16 protein-coding genes are annotated in these 19,421 nt (G+C 72.6%); 8 read left to right on the plus strand and 8 right to left on the minus strand.

Going from position 1 to position 19,421, the window contains the following annotated elements:
• Positions 1–20 precede the first annotated feature (20 nt).
• Genes OV090_RS40485 through OV090_RS40495 form a run of 3 tightly spaced genes read right to left on the minus strand, consistent with a single transcriptional unit; the run spans position 21 to position 4,894 of the window.
• A complete protein-coding gene (locus tag OV090_RS40485; protein WP_267710216.1) occupies positions 21–557 on the minus strand; it encodes a GNAT family N-acetyltransferase in 537 nt (178 codons plus the stop codon).
• Entirely contained in the window at positions 550–3,054 is a 2,505-nt protein-coding gene (locus tag OV090_RS40490) for a hypothetical protein (RefSeq protein WP_267710217.1), read from the minus strand. The genes OV090_RS40485 and OV090_RS40490 overlap by 8 nt, the downstream gene beginning before the upstream one ends.
• A 28-nt stretch (positions 3,055–3,082) precedes the next feature.
• Positions 3,083–4,894: a peptidylprolyl isomerase gene (locus OV090_RS40495; RefSeq protein ID WP_267710218.1), complete on the minus strand. Its 1,812-nt coding sequence runs from the start codon at positions 4,892–4,894 to the stop codon at positions 3,083–3,085.
• A 233-nt stretch (positions 4,895–5,127) separates the two neighbouring features.
• On the opposite strand from OV090_RS40495, the gene OV090_RS40500 reads away from it, so the two are divergent.
• The 7 genes from OV090_RS40500 (at position 5,128) to OV090_RS40530 (ending at position 14,392) form a co-directional block, all read left to right on the plus strand.
• Entirely contained in the window at positions 5,128–6,159 is a 1,032-nt protein-coding gene (locus OV090_RS40500) for a rod shape-determining protein (protein ID WP_267710220.1), read from the plus strand.
• 13 nt (positions 6,160–6,172) lie between these two features.
• Positions 6,173–7,096: a rod shape-determining protein MreC gene (gene mreC, locus OV090_RS40505; protein WP_267710221.1), complete on the plus strand. Its 924-nt coding sequence runs from the start codon at positions 6,173–6,175 to the stop codon at positions 7,094–7,096.
• Positions 7,084–7,683: a hypothetical protein gene (locus OV090_RS40510; RefSeq protein ID WP_267710223.1), complete on the plus strand. Its 600-nt coding sequence runs from the start codon at positions 7,084–7,086 to the stop codon at positions 7,681–7,683. Before mreC ends, OV090_RS40510 begins: the two co-directional genes overlap by 13 nt.
• An 18-nt stretch (positions 7,684–7,701) precedes the next feature.
• Entirely contained in the window at positions 7,702–9,945 is a 2,244-nt protein-coding gene (gene mrdA, locus OV090_RS40515) for a penicillin-binding protein 2 (RefSeq protein WP_267710226.1), read from the plus strand.
• Positions 9,942–11,060, plus strand: a complete 1,119-nt coding sequence (gene rodA / locus OV090_RS40520) for a rod shape-determining protein RodA (protein ID WP_267710227.1) — start codon at positions 9,942–9,944, stop codon at positions 11,058–11,060. The genes mrdA and rodA overlap by 4 nt, the downstream gene beginning before the upstream one ends.
• 428 nt (positions 11,061–11,488) lie before the next feature.
• Positions 11,489–12,310 carry a DUF2259 domain-containing protein gene (locus OV090_RS40525; protein ID WP_267710228.1) on the plus strand — a complete coding sequence of 274 codons (822 nt, stop codon included), beginning with the start codon at positions 11,489–11,491 and terminating at the stop codon, positions 12,308–12,310.
• A gap of 183 nt (positions 12,311–12,493) precedes the next feature.
• Positions 12,494–14,392: an amidohydrolase gene (locus OV090_RS40530; protein ID WP_267710229.1), complete on the plus strand. Its 1,899-nt coding sequence runs from the start codon at positions 12,494–12,496 to the stop codon at positions 14,390–14,392.
• Between the two features lie 3 nt (positions 14,393–14,395).
• Here OV090_RS40530 and OV090_RS40535 read toward each other — a convergent pair whose 3' ends face one another.
• The 5 genes from OV090_RS40535 to OV090_RS40555 all read right to left on the minus strand — a co-directional run bounded on the left by OV090_RS40535 (position 14,396) and on the right by OV090_RS40555 (position 17,836).
• The gene (locus OV090_RS40535; RefSeq protein WP_267743392.1) at positions 14,396–14,785 is read right to left on the minus strand and encodes a VOC family protein; all 390 of its coding nucleotides are present in this window, start codon (positions 14,783–14,785) and stop codon (positions 14,396–14,398) included.
• A 292-nt stretch (positions 14,786–15,077) separates the two neighbouring features.
• A complete protein-coding gene (locus OV090_RS40540; RefSeq protein WP_267710231.1) occupies positions 15,078–15,692 on the minus strand; it encodes a hypothetical protein in 615 nt (204 codons plus the stop codon).
• Between the two features lie 85 nt (positions 15,693–15,777).
• Positions 15,778–16,131, minus strand: coding sequence for a CrcB family protein (locus tag OV090_RS40545; protein WP_267710232.1), 354 nt, complete (start codon positions 16,129–16,131; stop codon positions 15,778–15,780).
• Between the two features lie 23 nt (positions 16,132–16,154).
• A complete protein-coding gene (locus OV090_RS40550; protein ID WP_267710233.1) occupies positions 16,155–17,273 on the minus strand; it encodes a hypothetical protein in 1,119 nt (372 codons plus the stop codon).
• Positions 17,274–17,347: 74 nt separating this feature from the next.
• Positions 17,348–17,836, minus strand: coding sequence for a hypothetical protein (locus OV090_RS40555; RefSeq protein ID WP_267710234.1), 489 nt, complete (start codon positions 17,834–17,836; stop codon positions 17,348–17,350).
• Between the two features lie 373 nt (positions 17,837–18,209).
• Here OV090_RS40555 and OV090_RS40560 point away from each other — a divergent pair, with 373 nt between their 5' ends.
• Positions 18,210–19,421 (plus strand): VCBS repeat-containing protein, encoded by a 1,212-nt coding sequence (locus OV090_RS40560; protein WP_267710235.1) that lies wholly within the window; start codon positions 18,210–18,212, stop codon positions 19,419–19,421.

Consider the following 19,421-nt stretch of genomic DNA (forward strand, 5'->3'; position numbering starts at 1 on the left):
GTCACCCTTTGCGCCCCCTCTCATTCGCGCGCGAGCACGAAGATGCGATCGATGCAGTGCTCCCCGCGCCAGATCGTCTCCACCGCCGCAACCTCTCGCCATCCCAATCGCCGCACCAGCGCCAGCGAGCGCGTGTTGCGATCGTCGACGGTCGCCTGGATTCGCCGCGCCCCGAGCTGCGAGAACGCGTAATCACAGACCGCGCGGACCGCCTCGCTGGCCAGGCCGCGGCCTTGCTGGCGCGTCATCAGCGTGTAGCCGATGTCGGCGGTGGTCGGCTCGCCCGCGACCAGGCGCAGGCCCACGTCACCGATCAATGTCCCTTCGGACAGCAGCGCCAGCGCGAATTGATACCACACGCCCGGCACCCCCGGCCGGCCCGCGCGCAGCCCGGCGATGAATTCACGCGCCCCGGCCTCGTCGAATTCCGTCCACCCCTGATAGCGCGCCACCTCCGGGTCGGCGCGGTACGCTGCCAGGATCGCCGCGTCCTCGGCGCGGAACCGGCGGATCTGCAGGCGCGCCGTGGTGATGAAGCAATCTGTCTCTTCAGACATGTTCATCCCCCGCCGCGAAGAACAGCCCCGCGCCGCGGAACAGCCGCTGCGCCTCGTCGGTCGCGCACACCTGGCGCGCGCTCGCCTCGTCGACCGGCGCCGGCAGCCGCGCGTCGCGGCCGATCGCCAGCAGCGCCCCGTCGAACGCTCCGGCCAGGCGAGCCGCTGCCACGCAGTGGTCGCCGCGCAGCAGCGTCGCCAGCCGCGTCACGCTCGCCGCGTCGGTCCGCCAGCTACCCAGTTGCCCGCAAAGCCGCGCCCGCAGCTCCGGCGTGAACTGCTCCGGCGACACCCCACGCTTTTGCCATAGCCGCACGATCGTCTGCGCCCCGGGCAAGGTCGGCGGCTGCGACGGTTCGCCCAACCACGCCAGCGCGGCCAGCAATTCGTGAAGCGAAGCCCCGGCAGGGTCGAGCACGATCGCCAGGCCGCCGCGGACCAGCTCCGCCGCCAGCGCCAGGCGGAACCGCCGCTCGCGCTCGGCCTGGCGCTCGATCGCCGGGTAGACCACGATCGCCGGCTCGCGCTCGTTGCGGATCGCCACGCCCCCCTCCGGCCCGCCGCGGCCGACGCGGACCGGCAGCCGCAGCCCCGTCGCCGCGCGCAACCTTGCGACCTCCGGCTCGACGATCGCCTGCATTCGCATCGCCTCGGACAGATCCAGCAACGTCAATTCACGGGCTGCCCGGATCCCCGCAGTCGCCGTCACGAGCTCGCGCAAGCAGCCACGAATCGCCTCGCGCGGCTCCCCGCCCTCCTCGCCCGCGCCCCACGCCTCGCGCGGCGAGCCCTCGCTCGCCGCACACGCCTCGGGCTCATTTTCATCCTCCACGCGGCACCCCGGAAGCAGGAAGCCCGCGACTTGCCGCAGCGCTCGCGCGCGCCCCCGCTCACCTGTCTCTTCGACCATCTCCGCCAGCGCCAGCATCGCCCCCGCGTCGAGCGAGCGGGCCGCGCGCGTCTGCAGCTCCGTGCGCACCCGCCTGCGATCGGCCCGCCCGATCTGCCCCACAATCACCGAGCCGAGCTGCGTCAGCCGCTCCTCGCGCGCCAGTCGCAGCGCCGCCTCCACGATCTCGCTCGCCGCGCGCTCGGCCTCCGCGACATCACGCCCGCAGCGGCGACCTGCTGCCGCCACCCGCGCGTGCAGCTCGGCCGCCTCGCACCACGCCCGCTCGCACCGCACTCCGGCATCCAACGCCGCGCTCACCGCCGCCTCGACCTGCTCGCCCGCCACCTGCGGATCGCCCGCCCGCGCGATCGCCAGCGCTCGCCAGCCCTCCGCCTGCGCCGCCGGCCCTCCGCTCCAGGACATGTCCTCGAGGACAGCCCGCGCCCGCCCCCCGGCGCCCAGCTGCTCCGCCTCGACCAGCGCCCGCGCCACCCGCCGGCGCTGCCGCACCGCGGGCGGGCCGGGCACCCGCTCCAGCGCCGCCAGGCCGCGGACCACCCCCTCCGGCTCGCCCGCCCGCGCCTGAGCCACGATCACCCGCCACCACGCCTCCGGGTCGTCGGGCGCCGCCGCCAGCCACGCGCGCACCGCCGCGGCCGCCCCCGCGCGGTCGTGGAAGCGCAGCAGCTCGGCCTGCACCTGCGCCAGCGCCCGCGTCAGCCGGCGCGCCCCGGGATGCGTCGGCGCTGGCGCGTAGCTCAGGGCAGTCAGCGCCGCCGCGCGGTCGCCCGCCCGCAGCGCCGCCCGCAGCTCGGCCAGCGGATCCTCGGGCCCATCGGACATGTCTTTAAAAACATGCCCCTTCATACCTGTCCGTTCCGACATGCCCTGTCGCGCATGCCCTTCGGAACCTGTTCCTTGCGCCACGTCCGCGAGCACCACCCGCAGCCCGCGGCCTTCGCCGCGCACCCGCGCCACCTGGAGCCCGCGCGTGCGCGGCGGGACTGCCCCGGCCGCGCGGAACGCCCGCCGCACCAGCCACTCGGGCGCCAGCCGCAGCGTCGCCCCGTCCAGGCGCACCGCCCCCTCGCGCCCGCGCGAGAGCCCGCGCGCCGCCGCTTGCCACACTGCGGTCGCCGATGGCGCCAGCGGCCCCGTCGCCCACACCCGGCGGGCGCGCACCGCGATCTCCCCGGCCTCGACCGCCACTCCGAGCTCGATCTGCGCCAGCGCCGGCCAGCCGTCGTCGCGCGGCCCGGCCAGCGTCAGCACCACCGACTCGCCGGCCGCGTCGACGCTCACATGACCGATCGGCCAGGTCCCGATCGTCACCCCGCACAGCGCCCGCGCCGCGCCCTCGAGCGCCTCCGCGCTCACCTCGAGTCGGGCCTCGAGCGCGCGCCAGGAGCCCTCGCGCAGCGCCGCGGTGGAGCGCGGCCGATCCTCGCCGACCGGCTCGGCCACCAGGGTCGCGAGGCGCAGCCCCGGCGCCAGGTCGGCCGGGCCGGCGTGAAGCCGGACCCGCGGGCCGCCTGGCCCCTGGGCCAGCTCGAGGCGGAGGCCGAGGCCGCTCGCCTGTCCGTCACGACCGGTCGCCGACGCCATGGCCGTTGCGACCTGTCCCTTCAGCCAGCTAGCGGCCGCCGCCGCCCGTCAGGGCCGCCAGGTTGAGCATGCCGCCGCGGTTGCCGACGCGGTCGCACATCACGTACGGCCGCAGCACCCGGTTGCCCTTCTCGTCGAAGGCTTCCTTGGTGTCGTAGGTCATCGTCCGCGACACCCGGTCGGCGTAGGGGACGATGTCGCCGCGGGCCTTGTCGCCGAGGCAGGTGTGATAGGCGTAGCGGGCCGTGACCTTGGCCGCCTTGGCCTCGGACAGCTCGCGGTACAGCCCCGCGCGGGCGGCCGCGAAGCCCTCGTCGGTGGCCGTCTCCTTGCGCTCGACCGCTGCGAGGATGAAGCCGTCGGGCGTCTCGAACACCTGGTCGATGAACTCGGCCTTGGGATCGGCGGCCCACGCGGCCTTGGTGATCTCGGGGTTCACGCCGAGGCCGGGGATCGGCTTCTCCTTGCTGAACAGGCCGGTGACGCGCAGCTCGGGCTTGTCGTCGCCCGGCTTCGGCGCCGGCGGCGGGTCGGTCGGGAGCTCGAGCTGGTCGATGCCGCCGGCCGCCGGCCCGCCGAGCGCGTCGGGCGAGCGGAACAGCTGCTGCATCGTCGACCCGTCCTTGAGCGCCTGCAGCGCCTCGGCCGCGGCCTGCTTGGCCAGCGCCTTGCCGCGCTCGCGCATCAGCGCCTCCTCCGCGAGGTCGAGGATCGCCTCGTCCTGCGGCACGTCGCCCTCGCGCTGGCCCTCGACCTTGACGATGTAGAACGCCTCGTCGCTCTCGACCACGTCGGAGCGCGCGCCGACCTCGAGCTTGCGCGCCGCCTCGTCGACCGCCGGATCGAGCCCGGTGCCGGTGCCCTCGAGCGTCACCCACCCGTAGTCGCCGCCGCGGCGGCCCGTGTCGGCGTCCTCGGACGTCGCCCGCGCCACCGCGCGGAAGTCCTCGCCCGCCTGCAGCTTGGCCAGCGCCGCGTCGATCTTCGCCCGCGTCGCCGCCAGGTCGGTCGCGTACTTCTGCTGCGTCGCCTTGTCGGCGTCGACCGCCGGCGGCTGCGGCTTCTCGACTTCGATGAAGCGCAGCCGGATCTGCTTCGGCAGCTTGAGGAAGCGCGTGCCCTGCGACTCGAACTGCTTGACCAGCTCGTCCTTGTGCTCGGCCACGTACTTGTCGAGGTCCGCGCGCGACGAGTCGACCAGGTCGGCGAAGCGCCCGGCCTCGAAGCGGGCGTAGCGCAGCGACAGCTGGTTCTGCCGCTGGTCGTAGGCGTTGCGGACCTCGGCCTCGGACACCGTGATCACGCTCGCCAGCACGTCGCGCACGGTGCGGGCCAGCACCTCTTCGCGCTGGTACTCGAGGTAGCGGCGCTCGCCGACGCCGAAGCGCGGCAGCCAGTTGCGCTCGAACGCGGCGTAGTTGAACCCCTGACCGGCCAGCCAGTCCCACGTCTTGCCGAGCACGATCATGTGGCCGTCGGCCGTGAGATCTTCGGCGTCGCGGAGGTCGGCCACCAGGCCCATCCGCCGGCCCAGCTCGCCGAGCACGCGGCGCTCCACGATCGCGTCGAGCACCTCCTCACGCAGACCGAGCATCTCCTGCATCTTCGGGTCCTCGGGGATCCGGGTGGTCAGCGAGATGGCGCGGAACTCGTACTGGAAGTCCTCGTCCACCACGTTGGAGCCGTAGGTCTTGGCCAGCGGCTCGAGCCCGCAGGTGATCGCGTCGCTCGGCAGGCCGAAGCTGAGCCCGAAGGCGAGCGCCAGCATCCCGAGCAGGAGCCATGCGCCGATGGTCTTCATCGCGGTGCCACGGGGGGCCGCGCTCGTCTCGTCCGTCATGTCCCGGCGAAGCTAGCGGTAAGACGGCCCCCGGGAAACTCCGGGCCGCCTGTGGGCCCGCGGAATACGCCGGTCGGCTGCCGCGTTGGCCGCCGCGGAGCCGGCGCTCCGCGCTCCTGGGCCCGAAGCCGGCGACCGGCCGCCTATTGTGAGAAAAGCCGCAAGCCTCCCGCACAACGCCGCTGACTTGCCGTCTCCTGCTTCGGCGGGTACACCCGAACGCCGCGCGCAGCATGCTCTTTGACTGGGTATACGGCCTGTTCTCCAACGACATGGCCATCGACCTCGGGACCGCCACGACCCTGACGTACGTCAAGGGCAGGGGGATCGTCGCCCACGAGCCCAGCGTGGTGGCCGTGCAGAAGAAGGGCAGCACCAAGCGGGTCGTCGCCGTCGGCAAGGAGGCGAAGGAGATGTTGGGGCGCACGCCCGGCAGCATCACCGCCATCCGGCCGATGAAGGACGGCGTCATCGCCGACTTCGAGGTCACCGAGGCGATGATGCGGCACTTCATCAACCGGGCCCACAACCGCCAGACCCTGGTCAAGCCGCGGATCGTCATCTGCGTGCCCTCGGGCATCACCGAGGTCGAGAAGCGGGCGGTCAAGGACTCGGCGCTGGCGGCCGGGGCGCGCGAGGTCTTCCTCATCGAGGAGCCGATGGCCGCGGCGATCGGCGCCGGCCTGCCGATCACCGAGCCGGGCGGCAACATGGTGGTCGACATCGGCGGCGGCACGGCCGAGGTCGCGGTGATCTCCCTCGCCGGGATCGTCGCCTGCAAGAGCATCCGCGTCGGCGGCGACAAGATCGACGAGGCGATCGTCCAGCACGTCAAGCGCAAGTACAACCTCTTGATCGGCGAGCGCACCGCGGAGCGCATCAAGATCCAGATCGGCACCGCCGCCCCGACCCGCAACTTCATGACGATGGAGGTCAAGGGCCGCGATCTCGTCGGCGGGATCCCCAAGACCATCGTCGTCGACAGCGAGGAGATCCGCGAGGCCGTGAGCGAGCCGGTCGCGGCGATCGTCGAGGCCGTGCGCCTGGTGCTCGAAGCCGCCCCGCCCGAGCTGTGCGCCGACATCGTCGACAAGGGCATCGTCCTCACCGGCGGCGGCTCGCAGCTGCGCAACCTCGACGTCCTCCTGTCCGACGAGACAGGCCTGCCCTGCTTCGTGTGCGACGAGCCCGAGTTCGCGGTCGTCCTCGGCACCGGCGCGGTCCTCGACGAGCTCGACCTCCTCCGCGAGGTCGCGCTCCAGTAAGGAGCCCCGGAGGATGGCCGGCCTCCGCAGCGCCAAGAACGCGGTCCTGGTCGCGATCCTGCTCGGGATCCCGGCGCTCCTGCTGCGCTCGAGCCTGCAGGACCCGCGCGCGCTGGGCGGCTTCGACCGCATGGTCGTCAAGGTCGGCGCCCCGCTCGAGGCCGGGATCAGCTACGCCGCCGGCAACGCCGGCCGGTTCTTCGAGCGCTGGCTGCTGCAGGCCCGCCTGCAGGACGACAACGAGGCGCTCGCCGCCGAGAACCGCAAGCTCCGGCTCGACCTGCGCGGCCTGCAGCAGGTGGAGGAAGAGAACCGCGAGCTGCGGCGTTCGCTGCAGATGCGCGACAAGGTCGCCGAGGACATGATCGCCGCCGAGGTCGCGGGCGTCGAGCAGTCGCCGTTCTTCCGCGTCGTCAAGCTGCGGCTCGACCGCGGCGACCGCGTGGTCCGCCCTGGCATGGCAGTGATCGCCGACGCCGGCGTGGTCGGCCGCGTCGACCGCGCCGCCGACGATCACAGCGAGGTCATGCTGATCACCGACCCGCGCAGCAAGGTGGCGGTGGAGATCGCCAGCACCCGCGCGCCCGGCATCCTCGAGGGCATCGGCGAGGACCGCTGCGTCGTCCACGTCGCCGCCGACCTCGGCGTCAACGTCGGCGACATGGTCCAGACCTCCGGCGTCGACGAGCTGTTCCCCCGCGGCCAGCCGGTCGGCCAGGTCATCCGCGTCGACGACGTCGTCGGCGCCCAGCAGCGCGTCCACGTCGTCCCCGCAGTCCGCTTCGACCGCCTCGACATGGTCTGGGTCGTGCTCGCCAGCGCCCCCGCCCCCGACCCGAGAACCCCAACAAGTCCCCCGCGGCCGCGCACGGCCTCGGCCCGCTGCAGTAACTCACCTGTCCCGAAGTCCATGTCCTCAGGTTCATGCGTCCCCTGATCTACATCGCCCTCGGCTGGCTGCTCCTGGCCGCCGTCGGCGCCCTCGGGCAGACGTTCGGGCTCACGGTCATGCTCCCGGCCACCTCGGCCGCCCTGGTCTCCCACGTCGTGTTCGGGCGCGAGCTGTCGCTGCCGAGCGGCCTCCTGGTGGCGGTCACTCTGGGTTACCTCGAGGACATGGCCCAGGGGACACCCATCGGCCTGTTGTCGCTGGCCTACGGCCTGTCGTGCTGCGCCCTGGTGTGGTCGAGCCGGCGGCTCGCCGTCGAGGGCCCGATCGCCCGCGCCCTCGCGGCCGGGGTCGCCGCCGCGCTGATCGACCTCGTCACCTTCGCCCTGCTGCTGGGCGCCCGCCGCCGCCTCGGCGTCGAGACCGAGGCCCTGGTCGCCGGCCTGCTGCAGGCCCGCTGGCACGCCCTCGCCACCGTGCTCGCCGCCCCCGGCGTGTTCGTCCTCGCCGAGCTGGCCCTCGGCGCCTGGGACCGCGCCTTCGGCCGCCGCCCGCGCCCGGCCCGCCGCTCGCCGCTGCAGACCCGCAACGCCGGCCCGCCGCTCGAGGAGTCCGACCCGTCCGATTGGACATGAACCAATGGACATGACCTCATGACCAGCTTACGCGAGCCCGACGACCTGCGCGCCCTGCGGCCCCGGCTGCAGGCGATGGTGCTCGTGGTCCTGCTCGCGCTGATGGTCCTGCTCGGGCGCCTGTGTCAGCTGCAGGTGCTCGAGGGCGAGCACTACGTGCGCCGGGCCGAGCGCAACTTCATCGACACCATCGAGGCCCCGGCCCTGCGCGGGCGGATCTTCGACGCCCAGGGCCGGCCGCTGGCCAGCAATCGCCCGGCCTACACTCTTTACGTCACCCCGCGGCCGCGGGTCGTCGTCGAGACCGACGACCCGGGTGCACGCTCGCAGACCGGCTCGCGCGTGCCGCTGTCCGACGCCCAGATCGACGCGCTCGCCGACCTGGTCGACTTCGTCGACGCCGCCGACCGCGAGCAGTTCACCGCCGCGATCGTGCGCCGGCGCGACCGCGACGAGGGCATCTATCCGTTCGCGGTGCGCGGCAACCTGACCTGGCAGGAGTTCGCGCGGATCCAGACCCGCAAGGACGCGCTCGGCGACTGGCTCGAGATCCGCGAGAGCGCGCGCCGCTTCTACCCCGCTGGCGAGCTCACCGCCTTCGTCACCGGCTACGTCGGCGAGATCACCCCCGAAGGCCTCGCCAACTCCGCCGGCTCGTACCGCCCCGGCGACCGCGTCGGCAAGACCGGCATGGAGCGGCAGTGGGAGAACTACCTGCGCGGCCGCCCCGGCAAGCGCTCGCGCGTCGTCGACGTCCACCACCACCCGGTCAAGGATCCGCCGCGCGACGCCCTCGCCGCCCTGCCGCCCGACGAGGACCCGATCCCCGGCCAGGACGTCTACCTCACCCTCGACCTCGACCTGCAGCGCGTCGCCGCCGAGGCGTTCGCCGACAAGCCCGCCGGGGCGCTCGTCGCCATCGAGCCCGACACCGGCCGGATCGTCGCCATGCTCAGCGTCCCGGCGATCGACCCCAACCGCTGGCAGCAGCCGATCGGCCGCGACCAGTACAAGGCGTGGTCCGAGAGCCTGCTCAAGCCCTTCATCGACCGCACCGTCCAGGAGCACTACTTCCCCGGCTCGACCTACAAGGTCGTGTCGGCCCTGGCCGCGCTCGACGACCCGACCTTCGACCCCGAGAAGACGATCACCTGCGACGGCTACGTCAATTACGGCGGCCGCCGCTTCAAGTGCACGCACAAGCACGGCCCGGTCAACCTCGAGCAGGCGATCGTGCAGTCGTGCAACGTCTACTTCTACACGCTGGCGATCGACACGGTCCTCAGCCTCGAGCGCATGGAGCTGTTCGCGCGCCGGCTCGGCCTCGGCGAGCGCACCGGCATCGGCATCAACAGCGAGGCCAAGGGGCGCATCCCGACCGAGGCCTTCGAGGCGCGCGAGGGCACCTACCAGCGCGGCGTCCGCCTCAACAGCGCCATCGGCCAGGGCAACGTGACCGCCACGGTCCTGCAGGTCGCCGTCCTCTACGCCGCGATCGCCAACGGCGGCCGCGTCATGACCCCGTACATCGTCGACCGCATCGAGACCCCCGACCGCCGGCTCGTGCTGCAGAACAAGCCGCAGGTGCGCCGCGACCTCGAGCCGGTCCTGCCCGCCGACCGCGACCGGATCCACGCCGGACTCACCGGCGTCGTCAACAACGAGCTCGGCACCGCCTACAGCGAGCGGCTCGGCAGCGTCGTCGTCGCCGGCAAGACCGGCACCGCCCAGGTCGGCGCCCTCGACAAGAAGAACAAGAACCCCAAGCCCGGCCCGATCCCCGGCTTCGACTTCACCCAGGACCACGCCTGGTTCGCCGCCTACGCCCCCGCCGACGCGCCCAAGATCGTCGTCGTCGCCTTCGTCGAGCACGGCGGCGTCGGTGCCGACGCGGCCGCGCCGATCGTCATGAAGGTCATCGAGAACTACCTCGGCAGCCGCTCCGAGACCCCGCAGCCGCGCCGCCCCGGCGGCGTCCCCCCGCCGCTGCCCGGCCGGCGTGACAAGCAAGAGGTCCTCGGCGACAGCGGCCCCGCGCCCGACCGCACCGTCGCCCTCACCGGCGCCCGCCTGCCCGGCGACCGCCCGCTCGGCCCCCCGCCGCCCAAGTCCGAAGAGACAGGTCCTTCCGGACATGTCGCCAAGACCAGCCCGGCGCCGAGCCCCGGCCGCTCCGGCAGCAAGAAGAAGGCCGACAAGCCGGCGAGCAAGAAGAAGCACGCGTCCAAGAAGAAGCCCGCCGCGAAGGAGGTCCTGCCGTGACGTCGATCGGTCGCCCGCGCTCGCTGTTCCGGCGGATCGTGCAGAACATCGACTGGGTGATCGTCACCCTCGTCGCCGGCATCGTCGCGCTCGCGCTGATCAACCTCAACAGCGCCGGCACCGGCGACTGGAGCGGCAAGATCCAGGTCCAGATGCGCTGGCTCGGCCTCGGCACGATCGCCGCCGTGATCGTCGCCTCGCTCGACTACCGCGTCCTGCACCGTATGGCCTACGCCGCCTATCTCGGCGGCCTCGGCCTGCTCGGGCTCGTGCCGCTGATCGGCGTCATGCGCAACGACGCCCGCCGCTGGCTCGAGCTCGGCGACTACCAGTTCCAGCCGTCGGAGCTGATGAAGATCCTGCTGATCGCCGCGCTCGCGCGCTACCTCAGCGACCGGCCGAGCAAGGCGCCGCGCAAGGTCCGACACCTCATCGTCCCGTTCATCATGTTCCTCGTGCCGGTCGCGCTGATCGTCAACCAGCCCGACCTCAGCACCGGCATCATCTGCAGCCTGGTCGCGCTGACGATCCTCGCCCTCACCGAGCTCAGCCTCAAGAGCATCCTCGCCCTGATGACCACGGGCGTCACCCTGTTCATGCTCGGCTGGGCCTTCTTCATGCACAAGTACCAGCGCTCGCGCATCGACGTGTGGCTCAACCCCGAGGCCTACGCCGACAACGAGGGCTACCAGACCATCCAGGCCATGATCGGCGTCGGCAACGGCGGCTTCTTCGGCCGCGGCGTCCGCCAGGGCACCCAGAACACCCTCGACTTCCTGCCCTACGGCGACACCGACTTCCCGTTCGCCGTCTACGCGGAGGAGTGGGGCTTCCTCGGCGCCGCCATGGTCCTGATCATGTTCGCAGCCCTGGTCCTGTGGGGCCTCGGCCTCGCCTCCCAGGCCCGCGACCGCTTCGGCGCCCTGCTGTGCGTCGGCGTGTCGTCGCTGTTCTTCTTCCACGTCTGCATCAACGTGGGCATGGTCCTCCAGCTCCTGCCCGTCACCGGCATCACGATCCCCTTCTTCAGCGTCGGCGGCTCCAACGCCCTGGCGATGATGCTCGGCATCGGCATCCTGCTCAGCGTCAGCCGCTCGCGCCATCAACGAGGCTGACGCAGCACCAGCAGCGGCGCTCGGCGTCCCCCGAGCGCCTCGCATCGCTCACCGCGAGCGACCCGCGCTAGTCCGCTTCGCTCGCCGCGAGCGCCTTTTCGTAGCGGCCGCGGAACGAACACGACCCCGCGAACCAACCTCGGCGAAGCAGAGCACGCTGCCGCCTCGTTCGACTCCTCGCAACCGGGCCAGACAGCGCGCGTCAACGACGTCCAAGCCGCCGAGGTCGCCGAGGTCGCCGATCAATCCCCCTCGAGTCATCCAACGCCAGGCCGCATCCGTCACGCGCTCGCCTCACATGTCCGATCGGACACCTCACCGCGCCACGGCCCGCCTGCCCGGTCGCACGCGCCACGGCCCGCACCTGTCTCTCGGGACACCCAACCTCGAAATTGGCGCCCGCTCCCCGCAGCAGGTAAACCCTGCCCATGCCGCCCCGCCTCGCCTGCGTCCTCCTGCTCGCCAGCGCCTGCACCGCCCCGAACGGCCCGCCGGCGCCGGGTCCCGAGGCCGCGCGCGAGGAGGCGCCCGCGCCCGCGGCGGAGCGCCTGAAGCCGGCGACGCTCGGGGCCGCCTTCGAGCAGCCGGGCGATCCGCGCCAGCAGATCGATCACCTCACGGTCTGGGGTTGGTCGCGCGACGGCCGCTACTTCGCCTTCGAGACCTTCGACGCCGGTCCGGGCGCTGCCACCTGCGAGGGCGCGGCGCGGCTGTTCGTCGTCGACGCCGACAGCGACATCCTCGTGCCCGACGGCTACGTCGAGGTGCGCCCCAAGAGCCCCGACGCCCAGCCGTGCGACCCGCCGGACCTGCGGGCCGCTCTGGCGCCCAAGCGCACGGCCCTGCTGCAGGCGCGCGGCATCGAGGTCGGCCACCTGCTCGCGCCGGCCGAGCCGCAGGGGGCCGCCGCGTCGCGCCCGGGCACCAAGTCGTACGCGTTCGTCCTGCCCTCCGGTCAAACCGCGACCGCCACCCTCGAGGTCCTCGGCGGCGACCGCGAGCGCGCCCACGAGGGCAAGGGCGCCGGCTTCAAGCTCGACCTCGTCCGCGACGGTCAGGCCCCCCTGCAGCTCGAGCCGGGCGTGCGTCGCCGGCCCTACCTCTGGAATTACGACCTCGACCGCGGCCTCGTGTTCACCAGCCCCGACGGCTCGCACATGGCCGTGATGACCGCGACCACCGAGCTGAGCTTCGAAGGCGACCGCACCTCGTGGATGACGAACGCCTTCCGCCTGCCGGCCGGCTGGTGAGCCCGCGGCCCCGACAGATTCAGTAGGCGGCTCGGCCGTACGAATCATGCCAGTCGGGCCACCTCGCCGCACGAGGTCGGTCGCCCGACCTTCGGCCAATCATGCCAGTCGGCGCTGCCGCAGCCGTTCGCCCGTCTCGACGACTGCGGCGCGGGTGCTATCGATCGATCGGAGGCCCGGTCGATGCATCGCCTCGTCCCGATCACCGCAATCACAGTCGCGCTGCTGTCGTGCAGCTACAGCTATCACTCCGGCAGCGCGCCGCAGCCGAGTCACGGGCGGCCGACCGCGGGCAAGCCGGCGCGGCCGAGCAAGGGCAAGCCGGCGCGCCCGGCGAGCGCCGCCAAGCAGCCGACGGCCTCGACCTCGCCCGCCACGCGGCCGCCGACCCGCTCGCCGCGGCCGCCGACCCGACCGGCCGAGCCGACGACCGCCCCTGACCGCGTCTTCTACGGCGGCCCGGTGATCACCATGCGCGTCGACGGTGCCGGCAATCCGATCGTCGCCGAGGCGCTGGCGATCCGCGACGGAGAGATCGTCGCAGTCGGCGCGCAGGCCGACATTATTAAACTCGCCGACGGCGGTACCGAGAAGATCGACCTCGCCGGCAAGGCCTTGCTGCCCGGCTTCATCGACGGTCACGGCCACCTGGGCGTGGTCGCCCAGCGCAGCGAGCAGGTCCAACTGGCCCCGCCGCCGCTCGGCACGGTCCGCTCGATCGCCGACATGCGCCGGGCTCTGCGCGCCGACATCAAGCGGCGCAAGCTCGCCGGCGGCCAATGGGTGGTCGGCTGGAACTACGACGATTCGCGGCTCCGCGAGGCGCGGCAGCCCACCCGCGACGACCTCGACGAGGTCTCGATGATGCACCCGATCGCCGTCTATCACAGCTCCGGCGCGGTCGCGGTCGTCAACACCCCGGCGCTGCGCCTGCTCGGCATCGACGCCGACACCCCCGACCCTGCGGGCGGCCAGATCGGTCGTCAGCCGCGGTCGCGCGAGCCGAGCGGCGTGCTCGCCGACAGCGCAGTCTTCCTCCTCGAGCGCGCGCTGCCACGACCGAGCGACGACGAGTTGGCGACGCGGCTGGTCCAGGCCGAGCGGCAGTACGCGCGCCGCGGCTTCACCACCGTGCAGGACGGGGCGGTCGACGCCGACCAGCTCGAGGCCTTGCGCCGGCTCGCGCGCGCCAACAAGCACGAGGTCGACGTCGTCGCCTATCCGGTGGTCGCCAGCATGGCCGACGCCGAGCGCCTCGTCGGCCAGCGCTTCGGCGCCTGGGAGCGCGGCCTCAAGCTCGGCGGCATCGAGCTCGTGCTCGACGGCGGCCTGCAGTCGCGCTCGGCCTGGCTCGACGTACCGTACACCACCCCGCCGGCGGGCAAGCCTCGCGGCTGGCGAGGCGTCGCGCGCATGGCCGCCACCGAGGTCGAGCAGATCCTCGAGCTCGCGGTCGACCAGGGTTGGCAGGTGCTCGCCCACGCCGACGGCGACGCCGCGGCCGACCAGTACCTCGACGCGTGGGAGCGGGTCATCGAGCGCCGCCGCGTCGACGATCGCCGGCCGGTGTTGCTGCGCGCTCAGACCGTGCGCGAGGACCAGCTCGACCGCATGCGCGAGCTCAAGATGGTGCCGTCGTTCGCCAGCGCCCACCTGTACTACTGGGGCGACTGGTACCGCGACACCGCCCTCGGTCCGGCCCGCGCCGCGCGGCTCGACCCGGCCCAGTCGGCGCTCGCGCGCGGCCTGCTGTTCACCCTGCAGACCGACGCCCCCGCGATCCCTGCCGACCCCATGCTGCTTTTGGCCAGCGCGGTGAACCGCACCACCCGCAGCGACAAGGTCCTCGGTCAGGCCCAGCGGATCCCCGTGTTCGACGGCCTCCGCGGCCTCACCAGCAGCGGCGCGCACCAAGTGTTCGACGGCGAGCGCAAGGGCGAGCTCGCCGTCGGCCGCGTCGCCGACCTCGTGATCCTCGACCGCAACCCCCTGTCCGTTCGGACAGGTGACCTCGCGGCCTTGCGCCCGCTCACCACCTACCGCAGGGGCGCGCCGGTCTACCAGGCCCGGCCGCCGCGCTGAGGCTCATGCAGCCGGCGCGTCGGCCCACTCGACCAGCTCGATCACCACGCCGTTGGGATCGGTGACCATGAACAGCCGCTCGCCCCACGGCTCCTCGCGCAGCGGCAGCGTGATCGGCACCCCCTCGGCCCGCAGTCGCCGCTCCTCGCCCTCGAGGTCCTTGACCACGAAGGCGACGATCACCCCCGCCGCCCGCTGCTCGCGGAGCTCCGGCGGCAGCACCTCGATGCCGCGGCGCAGCAGCACCACATGCATCCCGGCGTCCTCGCGCTGCAGCGACGCGAACCCGTCCGCCGCCATCGCCTCACGAAACCCCAGATGTTTAATAAAAAAGGCGCTCGACGCCGCGACATCGTCGACGGTCAGCGACACTGCACTACCAGTGATCTGCACGGACAACTCCTCGAAGGGGAACACGACGGCCCTCGCCGTCTTTTTGATACGCCGTATACTATACGGTGTACAAAATTATTTCAAGACGAAACCGCCTCTTCTCGGACAAGATCGACTTCGAGCGAATCCGAGCGCCCGGCAATTCGCGCGGACGTGGCCGTCCGGATCGATCTCCGGCTTCGCCAACCCGGCGCCGTGAAGGCGCGCGAAGCTGACCCGAAGGACAGAGAGGGCTGGTCCCGACGACCCGCCTCTCTACCTTTCGCGCGAGACGCCCCGACGGGCGGTGCGCTCAGCTCACCTCTTTTTGGCGCAGCTGCGGCGAGGTCACGGACACGGTCACCTCGTAGTCGGCGGAGATCTGCAGCTCGTAGCGGCTCGGACTCCACCCGCGGCCCACGTTGACCCAGAACACCAGGGTCGCCGCGCCGCCCTGGCGCACGAGCTTGGGGGGCGCGAGCTCGTCGCCTTCGTACAGCGCGCTGATCCGCGGATAGTCGCGCTGATCCAGCAACTTCACGTCTCGCGACAGCAGCGCGACCGCGAGCCACGCCAGGTCCTCCGGGCTCGCCGAAGGATCGGGTCCCACGGCCTCGAGGCTGCGATAAGCGTGGGACAGCTCCACGAGCGGCTCCCCGGTCACCACGCTCGCGTCGGCCCGCACGACCCAGTACTGCAAGCCGCCGTGGCGGACCTCCCGGTCCTCGCCCGCGAACACCGTCCAGCCGGGCGCAGATACGCGGAGCTGCTCGAGATAGAACTTGGCGCCGGGCAGCCTCGCTCGCAGGTGCCGCTTCAGCACCCGCACGGCGCGCTTGGACTCGGCGTCTCGCGGCGGGTCGACGCTCATCGTGTAACACCCGGCCGTGCTCGCGGCGGCGCTCAGCCACGCGCCCAGCGCGAGCACCGTCAGACACCAGTGTCTACGTGCGGAGCTCGATCCGGGCGCGGCCATGCCTGTCCTCATGGACATGTCCCTCAGAACATCCCGCTCAAGCCGCCGCCAGCAGCCGGCCGAGGCGCGAGCCGAGCGCCACCATCAGCGCCCCGCCGCCGACGTGCAGCCCGAGCTGCCAGGCCAGCGGCGCCCAGCGGGCCTCGCCGGCCAGCTCGACCGTCAGCAGCGCGAACGCGCTGTACGTCGTGAAGCCGCCGAGCAGCCCCGCCACCGCGATCGTGCGCGGCGGCCCCTGCGGCATCAGCGGCGCCAGCACCCCGATCGCCAGGCAGCCGATCAGGTTGACCACCAGAGTGCCCGCGTGGGGCAGCGTCGCCGCGGCCCAGCGATCGACCCGCAGCGCCAGCGCGAACCGCAGGCACACCCCGCAGCCGCCGGCCGCGAACAACCCGAGCCAGTGCCACGCGGAGCTCAGCCGGCTCTCCCGCTCGCGCCGACGGCCCCCGAGACCGACGCGCTGGCCTTGAACGACACGTTGATGCTGATCGACGCCGTCGCCACCGCCGACGCCGCCGCGGTCACGCACGCGATCGCCTGCTCGCCCGCGCCCTGCAGCTTGCCGCGCAGCTCGCCGCCGAGGCGGACCAGAGTCTGCACCTCGCCGGCGATGTCCCGCCCCAGCTTGACCTGCGCCGCGATCAACACCGGCAGGTTGGCCGACAGCGACGCCACCAGCTTGCCGAGCGCCTGCGCCTCGCTCGACGTCTTGACCTCGAGCCGCGGCTTCGAGCACTGGGCCGAGAACTTCACGCTCGCCTCGCAGCTGGCCTTGCAGTCGGCGTCGACCTTCGGCGGCGTCACGTGGCCCTCGCACTTGGGCGCCTGCCAGGTGCCCTGGCACGACGCGTGGCACGTCGCGTCGCACTGACCGGTGCAGGTGCCCTCGCACTTGCCGGCGCAGCGGCCCTGGGCGTCCTTGACCGCGCAGTTACCCTGGCACTGGCCCGAGCAGCGGCCGTCGCACTGGCCCTTGCACGTGCCCTGGCAGCGGCCCGACAGCTTGGCCGGCGTGCACTGGGCCACGATCTCGCCCGGGTCGACGTCGACCTTGCAGCGGCCGTCGCAGCGGGCCCGCGCCGACGCGTCGACGTCGCACTTCGGCGGCGTGTAGCTCGCCTCGATCTTCACCCCGCCCTTCAGCAGCCCCTGCACCTTGGCCGCGACCGCACCGCAGGCGGCCTGCGGAGCCGTGGCGTTCTGGTTCGGCTGCATCGCCGCCGGATTGACGCCGATGTCGCCGCCGATCTTGCGGCACGCCGAGGTGACCTCGGCCTCCCACTTCGCGGACAACCGCTGCAGGTCCTTGGCCGCCTGCACGAAGGCCCCGACCTTCGCGTTGAGCTCGGCCTTGGCGGTGTACTTGACCCCGAGCGCGTCGCCGCCGCTCGTCAGCGCCGGGCAGGCGATCGCGCCGGCGACGTCGGCGATGTTGGTCGTCGTCTGACCTGCCCCCGAGGACAGGAAGTTGCACGCGCCGGCCACGGCGGCCGCGGCGAAGGTCACGGTGAGGGCCCGCGAAGTCTGCGACATGAACCGAGTGTCCCAGGTCGGCCCTGACCGCGCAATCGCGCCGCTCCGCAGAACCGGCGTTCCGCGGCGGGGACTCAGCACGAACCGACCGGGCAGCTGTAGCGCCCGTCGCCGCAGTCGGAGGCCGGCTCGGTGTTGCCGTCGGGCAGGGCGCAGCGGATCTGGCAGTTGCCGACGCCCTCGCACGAGGCCTCGCCGCTGACCATCACGACCTCGCAGTTCGACAGGTTGCGACAGTCGACCGCGCAGTCGGCCCCGCAGGCGACGTCGCAGTTGCTCACCGACTCGCAATCGACCGCACAGGCGTCGCCGCACTCGAGGTCGCAGTTGGAGTTGTTGTGACACGACAGGTTGCACATGTCGCCGCAGCCGGCGTCGCAGTTGCTCACGTCGTGGCACTCGGCGTCGCACCCGGCGGCCGGGCAGTCGAGCACGCAGTTGTCACCGCCGCTGCAGCCGCACACCGGGCCGGCGCAGTAGCCCGGAGCCGGCGGCGGTCCGCACGACCCGAGGGCGAGCGACGAGACGAACACGAACGAGCTGAACAGCGAGGCGCCGCGCATGGGCGGACCCTACCACGACCGCCGGGGCACGTACGCCCGCGTCCGCTCGCCTCGCGCCGGCCACGCGACCCGAGCGAGCGCCCGCGTCGAGAGGGTCCCGCGAGCACGCTGCAGTCGACCGCCCCCGGCCCGCTCGCCAGATCCCTGCGGAGCGCCCTGAGCAACGCCCCCGGGCTGCGCGCGAGCCCGCCTCGCCGGCCCCGGCGTGCGCGCCTGGCCCGTCCGCGACGGTGACCTCGAACCTCGCGGCCGCGCCTCGCAGGTCTCGCCGCTTGCGTCGCCGTGAGGCGGCGGCACAAAGCGTCGTCCCCCCGCGCGATCGATGACCTGTCCCTTCGGACATCCTCGCTCGCCGCTCCAGGAGATTTCGCCCATGAGGAAGTTGACCGTGGCCGGCGCGCTCGCCGGCCTGATGCTGCCGCTCACCGCCGCGCCCGAGGCCCGCGCCGCCGGCTTCGCCGCGCCCGAGGCGTGGTCCGAGGGCTTCGGCGTCGACAGCGGCTGGCGCGTCGACAGGCACCTGCGCCTGCTGGGCGACGTCGACGGCGACGACCTGGCCGACATCGTCGGCTTCGGCGAGCAGGGCGTCGTCGTCGCCCTGTCGACCGGCGAAGGCTTCGGCGAGCCGGCGACGTGGGTCGACAATTACTCGTACAGCAACGGCTGGCGGATCGACAAGCACCCGCGCTTCCTCGTCGACATGAACGGCGACGACATGGCCGACGTCGTCGGCTTCGGCAACGGCGGCGTGTTCGTGTCGCTGTCGACCGGCAGCGAGTTCCAGCCGCCCAAGCTGTGGCTCGACGACTTCACGATCACCCGCGGCTGGCGCGTCGATCGTCACCCGCGCTTCCTCGCCGACGTCGACGCCGACGACCGCCTCGACGTCGTCGGCTTCGGCAACGGCGGCGTCCACGTCGCCACGTCGACCGGCTCGAACTTCAGCCCGCGCGAATCGTGGCTCGAGGACCTCGGCTACGAGCAGGGCTGGCGCGTCGATCGCACCCCTCGCCTCGTCCGCGACGTCGACGCCGACGGCCGCGCCGACCTCGTCGGCTTCGGCGACGACGGCGTGTTCGTCGCCCGCGCCGCCGAGGGCCGCTTCACCGCGCCGAAGATGTGGCTGTCCGACTTCGGCTACGACCACGGCTGGCGCCCCGACAAGCACATCCGCCTGCTCGGCGAAGTCGGCGGCAACGACCGCCCCGACATCGTCGGCTTCGGCGACTACGGCACCCTGCTAGCGAACGGCCGCAGCGGCGAGTACGGCGAGCCCGAGCCGGTCCTCAACAACTTCGGCTTCAACCAGGGCTGGCGCGTCGACCGTCACCCGCGCCACCTCGCCGACATCGACGGCGACGCGCGCGACGACATCGTCGGCTTCGGCCAGACCGGGGTGATCATCGCCACCTCGAAGCAGACCGGCTTCCGCCCGCCGGAGCGGGCGCTCGAGGAGTTCGGCTACGCCCAGGGCTGGCGCCTCGGCGTCCACGTCCGCACCCTCGCCGACGTCGACGGCGACGGCCGCCTCGACATCATCGGCTTCGGCGACGGCGGCGTCCTCGTCGCCCTGGCCCGCGACTGA

Origin of the sequence: Nannocystis sp. RBIL2 (genome assembly GCF_026626745.1) — a bacterium.
In the GTDB taxonomy this organism is placed as follows: domain Bacteria; phylum Myxococcota_A; class Polyangia; order Nannocystales; family Nannocystaceae; genus Nannocystis.

Excerpts from the sequence above, each read along its gene's own strand:
- OV090_RS40530 (WP_267710229.1), top strand. The coding sequence starts at position 12,494 with ATGCATCGCCTCGTCCCGATCACCGCAATCACAGTCGCGCTGCTGTCG.
- mrdA (WP_267710226.1), top strand. The coding sequence starts at position 7,702 with ATGACCAGCTTACGCGAGCCCGACGACCTGCGCGCCCTGCGGCCCCGG.
- OV090_RS40550 (WP_267710233.1), bottom strand. The coding sequence starts at position 17,273 with ATGTCGCAGACTTCGCGGGCCCTCACCGTGACCTTCGCCGCGGCCGCC.
- OV090_RS40495 (WP_267710218.1), bottom strand. The coding sequence starts at position 4,894 with ATGACGGACGAGACGAGCGCGGCCCCCCGTGGCACCGCGATGAAGACC.
- OV090_RS40560 (WP_267710235.1), top strand. The coding sequence starts at position 18,210 with ATGAGGAAGTTGACCGTGGCCGGCGCGCTCGCCGGCCTGATGCTGCCG.
- OV090_RS40525 (WP_267710228.1), top strand. The coding sequence starts at position 11,489 with ATGCCGCCCCGCCTCGCCTGCGTCCTCCTGCTCGCCAGCGCCTGCACC.
- OV090_RS40485 (WP_267710216.1), bottom strand. The coding sequence starts at position 557 with ATGTCTGAAGAGACAGATTGCTTCATCACCACGGCGCGCCTGCAGATC.
- OV090_RS40555 (WP_267710234.1), bottom strand. The coding sequence starts at position 17,836 with ATGCGCGGCGCCTCGCTGTTCAGCTCGTTCGTGTTCGTCTCGTCGCTC.
- OV090_RS40500 (WP_267710220.1), top strand. The coding sequence starts at position 5,128 with ATGCTCTTTGACTGGGTATACGGCCTGTTCTCCAACGACATGGCCATC.
- OV090_RS40490 (WP_267710217.1), bottom strand. The coding sequence starts at position 3,054 with ATGGCGTCGGCGACCGGTCGTGACGGACAGGCGAGCGGCCTCGGCCTC.
- OV090_RS40510 (WP_267710223.1), top strand. The coding sequence starts at position 7,084 with ATGCGTCCCCTGATCTACATCGCCCTCGGCTGGCTGCTCCTGGCCGCC.
- mreC (WP_267710221.1), top strand. The coding sequence starts at position 6,173 with ATGGCCGGCCTCCGCAGCGCCAAGAACGCGGTCCTGGTCGCGATCCTG.